Annotated in this window: 12 protein-coding genes; 3 read left to right on the forward strand and 9 right to left on the reverse strand. The window is 72.2% G+C overall.

From position 1 onward, the window contains the following. Positions 1 to 46 precede the first annotated feature (46 nt). The 4 genes from O7626_RS04480 to O7626_RS04495 all read right to left on the reverse strand — a co-directional run bounded on the left by O7626_RS04480 (position 47) and on the right by O7626_RS04495 (position 3,936). A complete protein-coding gene (locus tag O7626_RS04480) occupies positions 47 to 1,279 on the reverse strand; it encodes a serine hydrolase domain-containing protein (RefSeq protein ID WP_278059515.1) in 1,233 nt (410 codons plus the stop codon). A gap of 131 nt (positions 1,280 to 1,410) precedes the next feature. Beyond that, a complete protein-coding gene (locus O7626_RS04485; RefSeq protein WP_278059517.1) occupies positions 1,411 to 2,220 on the reverse strand; it encodes a hypothetical protein in 810 nt (269 codons plus the stop codon). Position 2,221: 1 nt separating this feature from the next. After that, on the reverse strand, positions 2,222 to 3,040 hold the full coding sequence (locus O7626_RS04490) for an ABC transporter permease (RefSeq protein ID WP_278059519.1): 819 nt from the start codon (positions 3,038 to 3,040) through the stop codon (positions 2,222 to 2,224). Next, complete coding sequence (locus O7626_RS04495; RefSeq protein WP_278059520.1) at positions 3,037 to 3,936, reverse strand: ABC transporter ATP-binding protein; 900 nt, start codon at positions 3,934 to 3,936, stop codon at positions 3,037 to 3,039. Before O7626_RS04495 ends, O7626_RS04490 begins: the two co-directional genes overlap by 4 nt. Positions 3,937 to 4,066: 130 nt before the next feature. Here O7626_RS04495 and O7626_RS04500 point away from each other — a divergent pair, with 130 nt between their 5' ends. Together O7626_RS04500 and O7626_RS04505 are read left to right on the forward strand one after the other, a co-directional pair. Then, positions 4,067 to 5,455 (forward strand): histidine kinase, encoded by a 1,389-nt coding sequence (locus tag O7626_RS04500; protein WP_278059522.1) that lies wholly within the window; start codon positions 4,067 to 4,069, stop codon positions 5,453 to 5,455. Next, positions 5,452 to 6,165, forward strand: coding sequence for a response regulator transcription factor (locus O7626_RS04505; protein WP_278059524.1), 714 nt, complete (start codon positions 5,452 to 5,454; stop codon positions 6,163 to 6,165). The genes O7626_RS04500 and O7626_RS04505 overlap by 4 nt, the downstream gene beginning before the upstream one ends. Before the next feature lie 68 nt (positions 6,166 to 6,233). Here O7626_RS04505 and O7626_RS04510 read toward each other — a convergent pair whose 3' ends face one another. Then, positions 6,234 to 7,922 carry a serine/threonine-protein kinase gene (locus tag O7626_RS04510; RefSeq protein WP_278059526.1) on the reverse strand — a complete coding sequence of 563 codons (1,689 nt, stop codon included), beginning with the start codon at positions 7,920 to 7,922 and terminating at the stop codon, positions 6,234 to 6,236. Positions 7,923 to 7,979: 57 nt separating this feature from the next. Further along, positions 7,980 to 11,039 carry a tetratricopeptide repeat protein gene (locus tag O7626_RS04515; protein WP_278059527.1) on the reverse strand — a complete coding sequence of 1,020 codons (3,060 nt, stop codon included), beginning with the start codon at positions 11,037 to 11,039 and terminating at the stop codon, positions 7,980 to 7,982. A 227-nt stretch (positions 11,040 to 11,266) separates the two neighbouring features. On the opposite strand from O7626_RS04515, the gene O7626_RS04520 reads away from it, so the two are divergent. Continuing rightward, positions 11,267 to 12,196, forward strand: a complete 930-nt coding sequence (locus O7626_RS04520; protein WP_278059529.1) for a hypothetical protein — start codon at positions 11,267 to 11,269, stop codon at positions 12,194 to 12,196. 484 nt (positions 12,197 to 12,680) lie between these two features. On the opposite strand, the gene O7626_RS04525 is transcribed toward O7626_RS04520, so the two are convergent. From O7626_RS04525 to O7626_RS04535, 3 genes are all read right to left on the reverse strand, one after another. Next, positions 12,681 to 14,381 (reverse strand): IS1634 family transposase, encoded by a 1,701-nt coding sequence (locus tag O7626_RS04525; RefSeq protein WP_278059531.1) that lies wholly within the window; start codon positions 14,379 to 14,381, stop codon positions 12,681 to 12,683. Between the two features lie 280 nt (positions 14,382 to 14,661). Beyond that, positions 14,662 to 15,993, reverse strand: coding sequence for a hypothetical protein (locus O7626_RS04530; RefSeq protein ID WP_278059533.1), 1,332 nt, complete (start codon positions 15,991 to 15,993; stop codon positions 14,662 to 14,664). Then, the gene (locus O7626_RS04535) at positions 15,990 to 16,511 is read right to left on the reverse strand and encodes a SigE family RNA polymerase sigma factor (RefSeq protein ID WP_278059535.1); all 522 of its coding nucleotides are present in this window, start codon (positions 16,509 to 16,511) and stop codon (positions 15,990 to 15,992) included. The genes O7626_RS04530 and O7626_RS04535 overlap by 4 nt, the downstream gene beginning before the upstream one ends. Positions 16,512 to 16,828: the final 317 nt, after the last annotated feature.

The following is a 16,828-nucleotide window of genomic DNA, read 5'->3' on the forward strand; positions in this document are numbered from 1 at the left end:
CGGTCAGCTCCCGTGGCGCCTCGGCCGACCGGACGGTGGTCGGGGGTCAGTCGACCAGGGCCGCGTAGACGAGCTGGCGCAGCTCCGCGCGCAGCGGATAGCTGCTGGACGGGACGAGCTGGGTGAAGAGCAGCGCGGTGACCTCGTCGACCGGGTCGACCCAGAACGCCGTACTCGCCATCCCGCCCCAGTAGAACTCACCCGCGTTGCTCGGCGTACGGCTCGGAACCGGGTCGAGTACCACCGCGAAGCCGAGCCCGAAACCGATCCCGTCGAAGCTGGTCTCGGCGAAGCCGCCGGTCGAGAGCCGCCCCAGGTCCTGCCCCTCCGGCAGGTGGTTGCGGGTCATGAACCGGACCGTGCGCGGGCCGAGCAGGCGTACCCCGTCCAGCTCCCCGCCGCGCAGCAGGAACTGGGTGAACCGGTGGTAGTCGGCCGCCGTGGAGAGCAGGCCGCCACCACCGGAGTGCAGGGCCGGCTGCTTCAGCGCCAGCGCGCCCACCTCGTCGTACCGGACCGCCTGGCCGGTCGCCGGGTGTGCGGCGTACAGCGCGGCCAGCCGGTCGGCGGCGGCGCCCTCGGCCCACCAGCCGGTGTCGGTCATGCCGAGCGGACCGAAGATCCGTTCGGCGAAGAAGACGTCCAGCGGCCTGCCGGAGACCACCTCGACCAGCCGGCCGAGCACGTCGGTGGCGACCGAGTAGCCCCAGGCCGTACCCGGCTGGAAGAGCAGCGGCAACCGGGCCAGCCCCTCGGTCGCGGAGGCCAGGTCGAAGTGCGACGGCGGATAGAGGTCGAATCCGGCGGCCCGGTAGAGCCCGTCGACCACCGAGGTCTGTAGGAAGCCGTAGGTCAGCCCGGCGGTGTGGGTGAGCAGGTGCCAGACCCGGATCGGCTCGACCGCCGGCACCGTGTACGGCTTGAGCGCCGACCCCCGGTCGTAGACCCGTACGTCGGCGAACTCCGGCAGCCAGCGACTGATCTCGTCGGTGAGCTGGAGCCGCCCCTCCTCCCAGAGCATCATCGCGGCGACCGAGGTGACCGGCTTGGTCATCGAGTAGATCCGCCAGACGGTGTCGGGGTCGACCGGCAGCCCCGCCTCCCGGTCCCGCAGCCCGTAGGTCGAGGAGTGCGCGATCTCGCCCCGGCGGGTCAGCACGACTTGCCAACCGGCCAACTGCCCCGCGTCGACGTACCGGGCGAAGTGCTCGTCGACGCGGGCCAGCCGTGCCGGGTCGAAGCCGACCTGGTCAGGGTCGACGCTGCGCTGGAGGCTCATTCGCCGAACCCTACTGCGGCCCCGGAAGAGCCGGCAACGACACCGGGTCGTCCGGTCGAGCCGTTCTACGGCTGGCCGGACGGTCGGGGCGGGCCGTCCTACGGCTGGCCGGACGGTCGGGGCGGGCCGTCCTAGGGTTGGCCGGGCGGTCGGATCGGGCGCCAGTACTGCCGCTTGCCGTCGTCCCGGACCACCAGGCCGAGCCGGGTCAGCTCGGTCCGCAGCTCGGCGAGATCCGTCCGGTCGCTCTTCTCCAGGGCCCGCTGCCGGGCCTTGAGCAGCGAGTTCGCCCCTGGTGGCAGTCCTGGGCCGCCGTCGGTCCAGCGCCGGAAATCCGCCGCGTACGGGTCGCCGTCGGCGTGCCAGCGGTAGCCGTACGCCTCGAAGGCGGCGCGGAGCCGGTCCGCCGGCAGGTCCGAGGACTCCCGGGCGACCTCCTCGCCGGCCGGCCCGAGCAGGACGAGCCGATTGCCGTCCCGGAACGCCCCGGTGATCTCCGCCCGGTCGACCCGCCGGGCGGTGCCGTCCCGGAGCAGGGTGACCGCGTCCCCGGCGACGGTGACGGTCAGCCGCTCGGCGGCGGCGATCACGGCTACCAGCAGCCCGCCCAGGGTGCCGAGGAACAGCGCGCCGAGACTGGCCCAGGGTTCGGCGTCGGCGACCTGGTCGATCAGCATGAACGGGCCGCGCATCGGGATCCAGCGCAGTGACGCCACCCAGCCGGCGCACGCCTGCACCAGCCAGAGCAGGCCGGCGCCGAGCACCGGGCAGAGCACCCAGACCAGCACCACCAGCCCGGCCGACTCGGCCACCACGGTCGACCCGCCCGCGTTCGACGTCCCGGAGCGGTCTTCCGGGATCGGGCCGGGTGTCCGGGTGCGGTCCGCCGGAACCGGTTCGGGTGCCGGGGTGCGGTCCGGCGGGGTCGGGTCGGCGGGCACCTCAGGACACCTCCCGGCGTACCGTCCGGACCAGTCCGCCGAGCAGTGGCAGCAGCACCCAGACGGCGACCGAGACGGCGAGCCGGGCCCACTGGCCGCCGTCGAGGTCGCCCGGGTTCGGCGGCTCGACCAGCGGGGCCATGGTGAGGCTGGTGTCCAGCCACTCGGCGGCCCGGTGCAGTCGCTCGACCATCCCGCCGAGGATGGACCAGGCGATCGGCAACACCAGGGAGAGCACGATCGCCAGCGGGGTGCTCTGGAACAGCAGGCCGAACGCGATCCCGAGCAGCACGTTGCCGATCTGGAACACGGCCGCGCCGACGAACGCCATCACGCCGGTGGACCAGGAGCCGCCGTCACCGGCCAGCCCGGCGAGTACGGTGCCGAGGGCCGCCGTCGCCAGCGTGGCCGCGACGGAGAGCAGCGCCGCGACCACCCCGGCGCCGACCTTCGCGACCACCACCCGGTGTCGCCGGGGCACCAGGGCGAAGGTGGTCAGCACGGTGCGCTGGGAGAACTCGCTGGTGACCAGCAGGATGCCGAGGATCGGCAGCAGGATGCCGACCGGGAGCTGGGCGAGTGCGAAGAAGATCTCGAACCGCTGCTCCGGCTCGGGCGCGGTGAGCAGCAGCACGGCCACGATGGCGGCCGCGACCAGGCCGATGGTGACCAGCAGCCAGAAGCCGGCCCGGGTGTCGGCGAGCTTGCGCAGCTCGACCAGGGTCAGCCGGAGCAGCGTCGGGCGGGCGAACCCGTCCGGACCGTCGGGATGCCCACCGGCCGGGCGGGCGGCGGGGCGCGTGATGTCGTCGACGGTCATTTCTGGGCCTCCCGGATCGAGTTCCCGGCGGTCAGGGTCAGGAAGATCTGTTCCAGGCCGGCGCTCTCCGCCGGCCGCAGCTCCAGCAGCGCCACCCCGGAGTCGGCGGCGGCCTGCCCGACCGCGCCCGGCTCGGCCTCGACCAGCAGGCCGCCGTCGGTGCCGGACCGCACCCGCAGCCCGGCCCGGTCCAGGGCGCCGCGCAGCGCCTCCGGGTCCCGGGCCCGGACCAGCGCGCCCGCGCCGGCCAGCAACTCGTCCTTGCTGCCCTGCGCCACCACCCGGCCGCCGCCGATCACCACCAGCCGGTCGGCCACCGCCTCCACCTCGCGGAGCAGGTGCGAGGAGAGCAGCACCGTGCCGCCCCGGTCGGCGAAGTCGCGCAGCAGGCCGCGCATCCAGAAGATGCCCTCCGGGTCGAGGCCGTTCGCCGGCTCGTCCAGGATCAACACCCGGGGATCGCCGAGCAGCGCCTGCGCCAGGCCGAGCCGCTGCCGCATCCCCAGCGAGTACGCCCGGACCCGCCGCCGGGCCGCGACCGGGGTCAAGCCGACCTGGTCGAGGCACTCGTCGACCCGGCGGCCGGGCACTCCCATGGTGCGGGCCGAGATCAGCAGCGCCTCCCGACCGGTCCGGCCCGGGTGCTGGGCACCGGCGTCGAGCAGCAGCCCGACCCGCCGGCCCGGGTTCGGCAGCCGGCGGTAGTCCACCGAGTCGACAACGGCGCTGCCTGCGGTCGGCGGGGTGAAGCCGCAGATCATCCGCATGGTGGTGGACTTGCCGGCCCCGTTCGGGCCGAGGAACCCGGTGACCGTGCCCGGTTCACAGCTGAAGGAGACGTCGTCGACCGCCGTGTGCCGGCCGTACCGTTTCGTCAGATGTTCGACGGCAATCATGGGATCGAGCGTGTCTGGTCCGACCGGTCGGGCGCTGCGGCCCGGCGGCGACATCCGGCGACCTTCGGCTAGTTCCGGACGTCGACTTTGGTCGGTGTCCGGTGCCGCCGCGGGTTCGTACAGTTGCCTGATGACCGGTGTGGCGGCCCGACCCGAGCATCCCTGGCTGCTGCCGGCCGCGCTGACCGCCGATCCGGCCGCTGGCCGGCGCCGGCTCCGCCGGTCGACCCGGGACTGGCTCGTCGACACGATCTGCTTCCTGCTCGCCGCAGGTTACGCCTTCGCCGCCTTCTGGGACGTGCTGCGCCCGCAGCCGACCCTGGTGGCGGACCGGGCCGACTCCGAGCTGGCGGTCGCGATCGACGTGGTGGTCAGCAGTGCGCTCTGCCTGACGCTCTGGGTACGCCGCCGCTGGCCGGTCGCGCTCACCCTGGCCGCCCTGCCGGTGGCGCTCTTCTCCACCCCGTCCGGGATCACCGTCCTGATCATCCTGCTGACCCTGGTGGTGCACCGGCCGCTCTCGTTGGCCGCGCCGCTGCTCGCGGCGCACCTCGGGGTCGCGTTGCTCTACGAGTACCGCAATCCCGACCCGACCGACGGGCCGTGGGTGGGGATGGTGCTCAGTCTCGTGCTGACCGGCTCGGTGCTGGCCTGGGGGATGTTCATCCGGGCCCGGCGGCAGCTCGTGCTCTCCTGGCGGGACCGGGCGTACCGGGCCGAGGCGGAGCAGCGGCTGCGTGTCGACGCGGCCCGCCGGCTGGAACGGACCCGGATCGCCGGTGAGATGCACGACGTGCTGGCACACCGGATCTCGCTGCTCAGCCTGCACGCCGGGGCGCTGGAGTTCCGCCCGGACGCCCCGCCGGAGGAGATCGCCCGAGCGGCCGGGGTGATCCGGACCAGCGCGCACCAGGCGTTGCAGGACCTTCGTGAGGTGATCGGCGTGCTCCGGGAGGACCAGCCGGAGGCGATTGCGGAACTCGACCAGCCCGTGCCGGCCCCCGGGACGGACCAGCGGATCCCCGGGCACCCGCCGGATCCGCCGTACCCGCCGGTGCCGGGTGGGACCGGGGCCGGGCGCGTTGCGCCGGAGCTGCCGGAGGCCGTTCCCGAACGACCGCAGCCGACCCTGGGCGACCTGCCGGCGCTGGTGGCCGAGTCCCGGGAGGCGGGGATGCGGGTGGACCTGCGTACCGAGTTGACCATGACGGAGTCGGCGCCGGCCGGGCTGGGGCGGGCGGCGTACCGGATCGTGCAGGAGGGGCTGACGAACGCCCGGAAGCACGCCCCGGGGACCGTCGTCACGGTGACCGCCCGGGGGCGGCCGGGGCTGGGGCTGAGCGTCGAGGTCCGGAACCGCCGGCCGGTGGGGCAGGCGCCGGGACCGGAGATTCCGGGTACCGGCACCGGCCTGGTCGGGTTGGGCGAGCGGGTTGCGCTGCTCGGCGGTTGGCTGGAACACGGGCGTACCGACTCGGACGACTTCCGGCTCGCGGCCTGGCTACCGTGGCCGTCGTGAGAAGCGAGCAGACCACCGTTCCGGCGCCTGGGACCGGGGCCCCGGTACGGGTGCTGATCGTCGACGACGACGCGCTGGTCCGGGCCGGACTGTCGATGATCATCGGCGGGGTGCCGGAGCTGCGGGTGGTGGGGGAGGTCTCCGACGGCAGCGAGGTGCTGGCGGCGGTCGGGGCGTACCGGCCGGACGTGGTGCTGATGGACATCCGGATGCCCCGGATGGACGGGCTGGCCGCCACCGAGGCGTTGCGGCGTTCGCCGGACCCGCCGGAGGTGCTGGTGCTGACGACGTTCGACGCCGACGAGTACGTGCTCCGGGCGCTGCGGGCCGGTGCCAGTGGCTTCCTGCTCAAGGACACCCCACCGGTGGAGATCGTGCAGGCGATCCACCGGGTGGCCGCCGGGGAGGCGACCCTCTCGCCGACCGTCACCCGTCGACTCATCGCGCACGTGACCGGCGCGGGTACGCCGGCCCACCGCGACGCCGACCTGCGCCGAACCCGGGCGGTACGGCTGCTCGGCGGGCTCAGCGAGCGGGAGCGGGAGGTGGCGGTCGCGATCGGCCGGGGATGGTCGAACGCCGAGATCTCCGCCGCGCTGTTCATGAGCGTGGCCACGGTGAAGGCGTACGTCTCGCGGCTGCTGGCGAAGCTGGAGCTGAACAACCGGGTGCAGGTGGCCCTGCTGGTCCACGACGCCGACCTGGTCTGAGCCGCAGGCTGTCAGTCGAGGCTCTGTCCGTCGAGCGGCTACCGGTCGAGCGGCTACCCGTCGAGCGGCTACCGGTCGAGCGGCTTCCCGTCGAGCGGGCCCCGGTCGACGAAGCTGAACGTCGCGTTCGGATCCGCGTCCCCGGGGAACTGCACGTAGATCTCCGACTTGGACTCGGACCACTGCACGAGGCCCTCCTCCTCGTTGAAGATCGTGTAGGTCGGCCGGCCCTTGTCGTCCCTGCGGCCGGTGGAGGTGATCGAGAAGAGCGTCGCCTTGCTGGGCCGGCACTCGGTCCCGACCAGGGTGGCCCAGTCGGTCGGGTTGATCTTCACCCCGAGACACCGGGGCTCGCCGTTGTTGGGTTGCATCGACTTGATCATGTAGTCGACGCCCACCGGGACGAGGGCGAAGAGCGACTCGACGCTGGTGCCGTCGGACGGTACCACCTCGTCGGGCAGCGGCAGGGCCAGATCCCTGTCCTTCTCCGCGAAGTGGATCAAGGTTTGCCGGGTGCCGGCGAGGATCGCGTCGTTCCCGGCCGGCCCGGACGGACCCGTCGGCGAGCCGGCCGAGGGCCCGGGGGCGCCGGTGGACGACGGCCGGGGTGACCCCGTCGACGTCCCGGTGGGGCCGGCGGGCGACGGGCTCTCGCGGCTCGCGTCAGGGTCGGACCCGCTGCCGGACAGCAGGTTGTAGCCCAGGAAACCGGCCAGCAGCAGGGCACCGAGGGCGACCACGGCGACGGCTGCCCGGCCGACCGCGCGCCGCTGCGGAACCTGGTCGGCGACTTCGGCGGCGGGCTGCTGCTGTCGTCCGGGCCCCTCGCCGCCAGCCCGCACCGGCTGGTCCGGGGCGACGGTTGCCGGCTGGGCCGGCGCCGGCCGGGTGGCGGCGACCGGCGCCGCCGGCCGGGTCGGTGCCGCACCGCTCGACGGGTCCACGGCCAGCAGCAGGTCGAGCAGTTCCCGGGCCGTCGGCCGCTCGTCCGGATCCTTGGCGAGGGTCCGGGCGACGATGTCGCGCAGCGGTGCGGGCAGCCCGGTCAGCGTCGGCGGCTGGGTCAGGATGCGCACCGCCATGGCCGGGGCCGAGTCCGCGACGAACGGGGTCCGGCCGGTCCCCGCGTAGGTGACCACCGCACCCCAGGCGAAGATGTCGGAGGCGGTACTCGTGCGCAGGCCGGGCTGCTCGTCGAAGCGTTCCGGCGCCATGTAGGCGAGAGTCCCGACGATCTGGTCGGTACGGGTGTGCTGGCTGGTCGCCTCCAGCGGCCGGGCGATGCCGAAGTCGATCACCTTGAGGCCGCCCAGTGCGAAGAGGACGTTGCCCGGTTTGAGGTCGCGGTGGATGACCCCGGCACCGTGGATCGCGGCCAGTGCGGTGGCGATGCCGAGCGCCGCGCTGTGCAGCGCACCGGCGGAGAGCGGCCCCCGCTCGCGGACCACGTCGGACAGGTTCGGCCCGTCGACGTACTCGACGACCAGGTACGGCGGGTCGTGGTCGAGGTCGGCGTCGAGCACCTCGGCGGTGCAGAACGGCGGCACCTGACGGGCCCGGTTCACCTCGCTGCGGAACCGGCCGAGGAACTCCGGGTCGTGCGTGAACTCGGCCCGGACCATCTTGATCGCCACCGGCCGGCCCTGCGGTGAGCGGCCCAGGAACACGGTGCCCATTCCGCCGGAGCCGAGCCGGCCCACCAGCTCGTAGCCGCCGAGGTGTTCCGGGTCGTCGGCACGCAGGGGAAACCTCGACAAGACTCGTACTCCCCACGCTACCCGGACGACCGACGGCACCCTACCGCGTGTCCGGTGTCAGTTGCGAGGCTCCAGGACGCCGAGGCCGCTCGTGTCCACCACCGGACCGGTCTCGCGCATCCGCTCCGCGACCTGGTGCCACCGGCCGGCCTGCCGGGTGCAGATGCCCTGCGCCTCGTCGCCGCGCAGCGGCTCGCCCCGGTAGTCCAACTCGGCCAGTCGGCGCCGGGCCCGCAGGCTGCCGTCCCCGGCGTGCTCGGCCACGGTCTGGTAGATCGCGTTGAGCCGGCGGTCGACGAGCGCGATGTTGTGCCGGGCCAGCCGCTCGATGTTCTCCTCGGGCCGGCTGCCGTCCCCGACCAGCCGGTCGGCACCGGCCAGGCTGAGGTCGTCGTAGCGGGGGATCGAGGGCGGGAAGCGGGCCTCGGCGAGGCGTACCGGGTCGACCGCCCGGCGCAGCAGCCGGATGAACTCGGTCCGGTCCCGCCAGTACCGGGCGTGGTCCAGGGCGATCCGGCAGAGCGTGTCCCAGGTCTCCGCGTCCAGGCCGAGCCAGCCGATGAGCTGGTGCGGGTCGGCGGTCTGCGGCGGCAGGGCACGGTCGTGCCAGGTCTGTTCGAGGAGTACGGCACCCTGGCAGAGCAGCTCCTTGGCGTACGCCGACATCCGGGAGTTGATCACTTTGTCGGGGCGCGGCAGCACCACCTTCAGGCTGGGATAGACCTCCTCCTCGAAGTACCCGAAGTCCTGCAACCGGCGCAGTGGCGCCAGGTCGGGCTCGCTGCTCAGGATCCACCGCCGCAGCCGGTCGGCGGCGACCCCGCTCTCGGTGCAGGCCAGCGCGGCCCGCAACTGCTCCACCGCCTTCGCCACCAGCGACGCGACCGGCGGGGGCAGCGGGTGCGGGCTCGGCTCCGGCGGCACCGCGCCGGTCGCGCCGTCCGGCCGGGCGCCCGCGCCGTCCGGCGACCCGGCCGGGCTGCCCGACCCGGCCGGGCTGGCCGGCGGGGGCACGGGGATGGCCGGCGGGGGCACGGGGATGGCCGGCGGGGCGGCGGGCCGGCGGTGCCAGCGCGGCGGGTACGCCAGTGGCAGCGCGTCGGCGATCAGCCGGCGGCCCCGCCACAGTGCCCGGCCGGCCGCCGACAGGTGCGCCGGAGCGGGGTGCTCCCGTTCCGGGAAGTACCCCTTGAGCGCGAAGGCGTAGGTGCAGGCCGCGTTGTAGAAGTCGAACGACCGCAGCGGCTGCCTCGGCCAGCGCCTACGCTGGGCGCGCCGGATCGCCCGGTCCAGCAGCACGCCGCCGCACGGCCACTCCCGGCTCAGCGTCCGGGCCCGGGTACGCGGACCGCGCCGCCACCACCCCGCCAGGCAGCCCCCGTCCTCGAACGGCCCGACCGGCCCCGCCGGTGGCTGGCCGGCACCGACGGACGAGACCGGGGGCTGGCCGGCACCGACCGACGCGACCGGCCGCCCACCGTCGGCGGACGGGTCTGGCAGTGGTCCGGTCGCGGTGCCCGGCCGGGCCGGCTGCCAGCCGGCGGCGGCCCAGTCGTGCCAGGCCCTGGCCAGCCGCAGCGGTGCCCAGACGTCCCGGAGCAGCAGCAGCGCCGAGTGGGTCACCTCGGAGCGGGTGGCCCGGACGAACCAGGCGAGCACGGTGTCCTCGCGCAGCCGGTACAGCTCCTGCGCGGCGGCGATCTGGAAGACCACCCGGGTCGCCTCCGGATATTCCCGCAACGTCCGGCGCAGCCACTCCTTGGCGGCCGGCTCACCGGGCGCGTCGGCGAAGGTGACCACCACCGGCCAGTACCTGTCGACGAACGCCTTCTCCAGGCGCTGCCGCATCTGCCGGCGTACCTTCTCCCGGTCGCCGACGCCGTCGGACTTGAACCACTGGTGCACGGTCCGCTCGGTGTACGCGAGCGTGCAGGCGTACTGGTAGCGCAGCCGGATCGAGTCGGGCCGGCGGCGCAGGTAGCGCAGGGTGCCGAGCAGGTGCCGGGGCAGGTGGCGGAGCCGGTCGGCGCGGGTGGTCCAGACGTGGTCGTCGTACCAGCCGCCCTGCTCGCGCAGCACCAGCGCCGACTGGTAGGTGTCCAGCGCGTCCAGGAAGAGTCCCATCTCCTCCTGCACGCTGGCCACCATCACCCGCAGGTCGGCGTTGAACGGGTCCAGCCCCAGCGCCTCGCCGTAGTAGCGCAGCGCCTCGTCGAACTGCCGCCGGTCCTGCGATTCCTTGCCCCGGTTGTACGCGGCGAAGAGCGCCGACGGCAGTTCCCGGCCGTACCAGTTCCGCCACGGTGCGGCCCGGCCGAGCCGGGTCACCGGCAGGATGGTGGCCAGCACCCAGTACGCCGCCCGCCCGGTCGCCTCCTCCCAGGTGCCGCCCCACTGGGTGGTCATCGCACTCCGGCCGCCGCCGAGGAACGAGGTGACGGTCGCCGAGACGCCGTAGCAGGGTTCCTGGGCCCGGACCTGCAACACCCCGGTCACCCGGTAACCGATCCTCGGCCAGAGCCGGGGCAGCATCTGGAGCAGCATGGCCAGCGGGTTGCCGGTGCGCGGGTCGACCCCGCTGGCCACGTCGAGGAAGGTCTCCGGCGGCGGGTCGGCGGGTCCGGCGTACGGGGGGTAGATGTGCGTCTCGGAGAGCCGCTGGCAGAACTGGCTCTTCAGGTCGTCGACCGGGGCATTGTGGTCCGGGGTGGCGTCGGTGAACTCGTGCACGTCCACCGGGCCGGGACGGTAGGCGAGCCGGACCCGGCGCCGATGCCGCCAGGCGGCGAAGCAGACGAGGGCGATCAGGAGCAGCCCGAGCCGCTGCCGCATCGGGTACGCCCCGTCGCCGCCGAGTGCGATGGCGAGGCCGTCCAGCGGGCTGAGCAGCCAGGTGTCGGGGCGACCGGCCCGGAGTTGGGCCCGGCCGATCCAGACCAGTGCGGCGAGCAGGGCCAGGCTGCTGAGCAGTTGCCAGCCGAGTGCCGGACCGGTCCGGGGGACCGGCAGCGCGGCGGGCGCGGCCCGGGACTCCCTGCCGATCCGCCGGGGCGTCGGCTGCTCCCACTGCTCGGATCGCTGGATACCGTGTGACGTTCTTCTTGCTCGATGAGGCATCTCGGCCACCGACGGTGCTCGGCTCGGTCCCCTTTCCCTGACGAATCAGCACCTCCAGGCTAGAGATCGTGGTAACGGCGCAGGTCCGGAATGCCCGTTCTCATCCGTACCGTTGGTCTCCGCCGTACCGCTGCCATCAGGGCTTTCGCCCGTCTCCCTCCGGCGGGGGACCCGGGCCCGCCGGGCGGGGGATCCCGGCGCGGCCGGCGGCGACGACCCTTGCGGACATGGGCAGGGGATGGCGCGGCCGGGCCGCGAAGGCGGCACCGTCCGCGGTGCTGCTCTGGACGATCGGGTACGGGGGGCTGCGGGTCTACTGGGCGGCGGGGAACGCCCCGGAGTTCCCGCCGCTGGGTACCGATCTGTTCCCGGTGGCCGGCTGGGGCGCCGTCGCCCTGGTCGGCGCGGCGGCGCCGCTGGCGGTCGCGTTGCGTCGTGCGACACGCTGGCGGTGGCCGCTGGCGGCGGCTGCCTGGGCGGTGAGCGTGGCCCTGGTGATGCTCTGCCCACTGTTGCTGCTGGACGTCGTCGCCGTGCTCGTCCCCGGGCTCGGCCTCGCCGTCGACCCGGCCGGGATAGCCGGTCGGCTCGGCTGCCTGACCGGCGGGGTGCTGCTCGCCGTCGCCACGGACGGCTACCGGCGACGGGTCCGGGGCGACCGTCCACTGCTCGGCGGCCCGCTCACCAGGACGCCGGGCTGGGCGTTCGCGGCGGCGTACCTGGCGGCGGCCGGCTGCCTGGTCCGGCTCGGCACGCAGGTGGCCGTCGGGATGGACGAGATCCCGTTCGCGGCCGGTCCGGCGGTGCTGGTGTTCGAGGTCGGCTTCCTGCTCGCCGGGCTGCTGTTGCCGCTGGCCCTGGTGCACGGCTGGGGCCGGGTCTTCCCCGGCTGGGTGCCACTGCTGGCCGGGTGGCGGGTGCCGCGCTGGCTGCTGCTGGGGCCGGGATTCGGGCTCGGGCTGCTGCTGGTGGTCTACTTCGGAATCGGGACCGGGCAGTTGGCGGTGGAGACGGCGACCGGGAGCTGGGATCCGGGCGACGGGCGGTACCCGCTCTGGTTCTTCTGGGTCTCGATGCCGGCGTACCTGCTCTGGGGGCTGGGGCTGACGGTGGCGTCGCTCGGCTACTGGCGGCGTACCCGGACCGCCGGGGCGTGAATCCTTACGGCGTCCGTAGTCGCCGTCGCCAGGCCCGCACTGGTCGCCGATCGGGTCATTGCAGGTCAGGTCGATCTACGCATGTTTCACTCCGTACCGCAGTCGCAGCCGTGAGGCGTACGAGTGTGCGCCTGCACGACCGGGCGGCCGGCTCGATCGTGCTGACCGTCCCGTCAGACCGCCCAACCCGCTGACCCGTCCCGCGCTCGCTGGTCCGCCGAGCGCGGTTGCCTGACCGCTCACCTGGACACCAGAGGCGTTACCGGCCCTGCGTAACGCCTCTGGTGTCCAGGTCGAGCGTGCGGCGGCTTGCGATCGAGGCGTCGGGCATGCGGACGTCGACTTTTGTCTGGAATGTTCCTGTGGCAGACCCTGCGTTCCGCAGCTTCGCTTCGATATAGTCCGCGGATCTGGGGTTTGAGCTGGGTAAACACCGGTGGGCCCGGTGGCCTGGCGTGTCACTAGGCCGGGGTGTTCGTGCTGGTCAGGCGGTTGCGGGTATCGCCTTGATGACGCGGGGCGGCTCGGGGATCTTCAGTTTGGCGAGCAGCGCCTTCTGGGGCTGAGACAGGTCGGTGCGCTGGCAGAACGTACCGGCGGGGCCGGTGAACACGCCGACATGCAGCCGCTCGACGTCGGTGCGGATCTTGGCCCAGGTGTGGCCGGTGGTGGTCTCGGCGACGCGGATGAGTAGCAGGGCCAGCCAGCACAGCAGGATGTGGGCGCGGATGCGGTCCTCGCGGCGGTGGAACACCGGTCGCAGGTCGAGGGTGGTCTTCATGTCGCGCCAGCCGCGTTCGACTTCGAGGAGTTGCTTGTAGCCCAGCGCGATGTCCTCGGCCGAGAGGTTGGGGTCGGAGCAGCGCAGCAGGTACTTGCCGTCCATGCGCTGTTCGGCCTTGACCGCCGCTTGGTCGATGCGCAGCAGCCCTGCGGGGGTGACGCGTAGGTAGCGGTTCAGGCCGGGCTTGGTGGAGATCACCCCGCGCAGCTCGGCGCGTTTGGTGGGGCTCAGCTTGTCCGAACCGTCGATCTTGATGGTGAGCTGGGCGGTCAGCCGCTCGCGGATGGCGGCGTCACGCTGGGCGGTTTCGGGGTTGAAGCAGATCACGAACCGGTCGTCGGCGCCGATGTTGACCTCTTTGACCTGCAGGTTGTCGGCGACGGTGGCGTAGCGGCCTTGCCGGGTCAGGGCGGCGTCGGCCTCGGCGGTGCCGGCGCGCAGCTTCTCACCGAGGATGTAGCCGCCTGCGCCCTGTTGCAGGAATCGGCGGTTCTCGGCGGAGGCGGAGCCGCGGTCGGCGACCCACACGATGCGGGCGAGGTTCCACTCCCGCATCTCGGTCTTGACCTGGCGGATCAACGCCGAGTCGCTGGTGTTGCCAGGCCAGCACCACACCCGCACGGGGATGCCGGTGCGGGTGACGGCCATGCCGACCACGACCTGGGGCAGGTCGTCGCGGTGGTCCTTGCTCTTGCCGTGGGTGCGGAACCCGGCCTGCTTGACCGCGGCCGGGTCGCCCTCGGCCACGACCTTGCCCCGCTCGTCGCGCCAGAGCGGGTCGTCGGTCTCGTCCAGTTCGAAGTAGGTGCTGGTCGTGTCGAAGAACAGCAGATCCACTTCCAGGTTGAGCAGGTCCGCGATCTGGTCGTAGATCGCCCGGGTCAGCGCGGGTTCGACACCGATCAGGTCGTCCATCGCCCGGTAGCAGGCGTCGTCGGTCACCGACGGCAGGCGGGGCAGGTGCACGTCGTGGCAGACCCACTCCGATGCCGCCAGCTTCGACGATGGCTTGAGTGCCCGGTTGGCGACCAGCGCGAACAGCACCCGCTCGACGTCGACCTCACGACGGGAAGTGTTGACCATGCCCCGCACGATCTTGTCGATGCCCAGCTGAGTCCACAGGCCGTCGAGCAGCCACGCCCCGCCCAGCGGCCGCGACTGGACGAACGACAGTCCCGCCGGGGCGGTCGCGGTGAGGGCGTCGGCCGGGTCCAGTAGACGCGACAGCGCGTCGACCAGCCGGCGCACCCCGGCGACGTCGAGTTGGTCCTCGCGGCCGAAGGAGTACAACACCCGCGTCTTGGACGCCTTCGCCGCCGGGTCCCACTCGTTGTGGGCCAACTGCAGGTAGCGGATCGTCTGCCCGCCGCGGGTCTTACGCGTCGACGCCTTCACGTACACGGCCCAGACCGTACACCGACTAGGGCTCGACCGATAGATCCACAGCTAGACGAAGATATCCACAGGCAAACGTGTCACTAGAAGTTTTCCCGGTTTCCGCCAGGCCGCAACCCGCTGACCTGCAGGTTCAATCCCGCGAGCCGACTATATCGACGCGAAGCTGCGGAACGCAGGCCTTGACGTCGGCTGTCGGCCCGTGTTCGAGGTTCGTCAACCGAAACGCCTGCCAGCTCACACCTAGCTGTGAGCTGGCAGGCGTTTCGGTTGACGCTGGACTGAATCAGGAAGCGACTGCGACGTTGGTGACGGTTCCGCTGGCGTTGGTGACACGTACGTCGGTGGCATTGGCGGGTAGGAGTGCTGCGTTCCGGCCGGCGTCCACCCATTCACCATCGGCGACTCGGTAGCTCAGCGTTGCGCCCTCAGCGGCGACTAAGGTGCCCTGATTGTCAGGCAGTTGCAGCCGCACCTGCAGGGGTGCCGTCCAGTCCGCGACCGTGTTGGCCACAGCTTGGAAGGACTCGTCGTTGCGGGCGGTTAGTGCGATGACGCGCGCGGGCTCGTCGTCGTACTGGATGGTTTCGACGAGGAGTCGCCGGCCGTCGGGGGTTGCCCCGTAGATGGACAGCAGGGGAGAACCGTCGCCAACGTGCGCGCCGAGGGGGTCGATGTAGTCCGCGAGAGCTTCGGTCCCCTGGGCGCTGACTTCCTTAGCGCCCGGCTTGTTTTGGTATTCAGGCGTGGTGGGGTCGCCACCCCACGCCGGGTCCGCGCCGGGCAACGTGTACCGGAGTCGCTTCCGTGATGGGCTATCGCCGTTCGGGGAGAGAATTTCGGTGGCGTTGGTGATGTGAACGACGTTTTCCCGCTTGACCGGCGTCCTGGCGAGGCCGACCGTGATCTTCGTGCGTTGCGGCTGCACCGCGAGGATGGCCGCACCGTCTCGGAATGCCACAGGCTGGAAGGTTCGCTTGACTTTACCGTCAGGCATGTACTGGAGCTCTGGTGAGAACTCCACTGGTTGCCCGAAGTCAAGGACGAGCAGCACGTCGCGCTGCGGTCCGAGCAGTACTGCTTGGGAGTTGCCGTCAGTTCCGGCGTCGGTGATCGTTTCGGTCGTCATGACGCTCGGCCCGTTGGCGGTGGGTTCGACGAACGCTGCCATCGCGACCAGTCGGTCGTTGGCCGGCTCGCTCACAATCGGGTTGTGCGTGGTGCGGTGGGCGATGTAAGCGGCAGGGCCCGCGGGGGTCTGTCCGGCCCACACGATATGCGGCTCGCCGGACATTGGCGTTTCCAACTCCGCCCGCCGGCGCTGCCACACGTCGCGGACCTGCCGCAGATACCCTTCGTTACGAGCTAGATCACCACGAGTGGGCTCGTCCAGCAGCGGTGAAGCAACCTGCACCTCTCCGCCGTCGCTTGCCAGTTGGAGCCCGCCAGCCACGGGTAGGGCAACCACGGCCGCGCAGAGCGTCGCCAGCACGGCTCGGCGGCGCACCACCCGGCGGCGCCCACCCCGGCGCACCTCACCGAGCAAACCCGGCGGGCTGACCAGATCCTCCGTCGCGCGATGCAAGACGTCGCGCACGTCACTGTCGTTCATGGTCATCGCGAACTCCCGGTTTCAGTGATGGGCATGACGAGACTCGATTCGGCTAGCACCTGTCGCAGCCGAGCCAAGCCGCGCGAGGCGTGACTCTTCACCGCACCCTCAGAGCAACCCATCGCCGTCGCAACGTCAGCGACTGGCAGATCTTCCAGGTAACGGAGCACGACCGCGGCCCGCTGCCGAGCCGGCAACACCCGAAGCGCCCCAACGACCACCTCGCGAACCGCCACGGCGTCGGCATGGTCTCGGCCAACCCCGTCGTGGTCACCCAGCGCCTGCTCCGGACGCCGAGCACGCCAACGCCACCGGTTGATCGACCGATTCACCAGTGCACGCCGCGCGTACGCCTCCGGGCTGCTCTGCACCCGACGCCACCGCACATACACCTGCTCCAAAACCTCCTGAAGCAGGTCCTCCGCCGCGTGCCGGTCCCCGGTCAACAAGAAGGCAACCCGCAACAGCACTATCGACCGTGTGCGAACGAAGTCATCAAACTCCGCCCCACGCGAATCCCTCATCTGACCTCCGCATGCCTCGTTACCCAGCAAGACACCCGCGTCAGCTCGCGAGGTTTACCGATCCTGCAACTTTGCTCGACGAATCCATCCCGTTGCCCACAGCCGGGGCTCCACAGCATCGACGTGTGCGCCATCCCATCCCCGGGACCTGGCCAGGATGCTGCCCCCCACCCACGGGTCCACTCATCCGCGAAGATCGATAATCCTTGGCGTTGGGGTTCGTTGGAAGCTGTGGGCGGGTCGGGTAGTCGTCACGTCCCGGGTAGCCGGGCGAGGTGGCGGTAGATGGTGGGGCGGGTGACGCCGAATCCTGAGTG

Origin of the sequence: Micromonospora sp. WMMD1102 (assembly GCF_029626265.1) — a bacterium.
GTDB lineage: Bacteria > Actinomycetota > Actinomycetes > Mycobacteriales > Micromonosporaceae > Plantactinospora.

Excerpts from the sequence above, each read along its gene's own strand:
- O7626_RS04520 (WP_278059529.1), top strand. The coding sequence starts at position 11,267 with ATGGGCAGGGGATGGCGCGGCCGGGCCGCGAAGGCGGCACCGTCCGCG.
- O7626_RS04535 (WP_278059535.1), bottom strand. The coding sequence starts at position 16,511 with ATGAGGGATTCGCGTGGGGCGGAGTTTGATGACTTCGTTCGCACACGG.
- O7626_RS04530 (WP_278059533.1), bottom strand. The coding sequence starts at position 15,993 with ATGACCATGAACGACAGTGACGTGCGCGACGTCTTGCATCGCGCGACG.
- O7626_RS04515 (WP_278059527.1), bottom strand. The coding sequence starts at position 11,039 with ATGCCTCATCGAGCAAGAAGAACGTCACACGGTATCCAGCGATCCGAG.
- O7626_RS04495 (WP_278059520.1), bottom strand. The coding sequence starts at position 3,936 with ATGATTGCCGTCGAACATCTGACGAAACGGTACGGCCGGCACACGGCG.
- O7626_RS04480 (WP_278059515.1), bottom strand. The coding sequence starts at position 1,279 with ATGAGCCTCCAGCGCAGCGTCGACCCTGACCAGGTCGGCTTCGACCCG.
- O7626_RS04500 (WP_278059522.1), top strand. The coding sequence starts at position 4,067 with ATGACCGGTGTGGCGGCCCGACCCGAGCATCCCTGGCTGCTGCCGGCC.
- O7626_RS04490 (WP_278059519.1), bottom strand. The coding sequence starts at position 3,040 with ATGACCGTCGACGACATCACGCGCCCCGCCGCCCGCCCGGCCGGTGGG.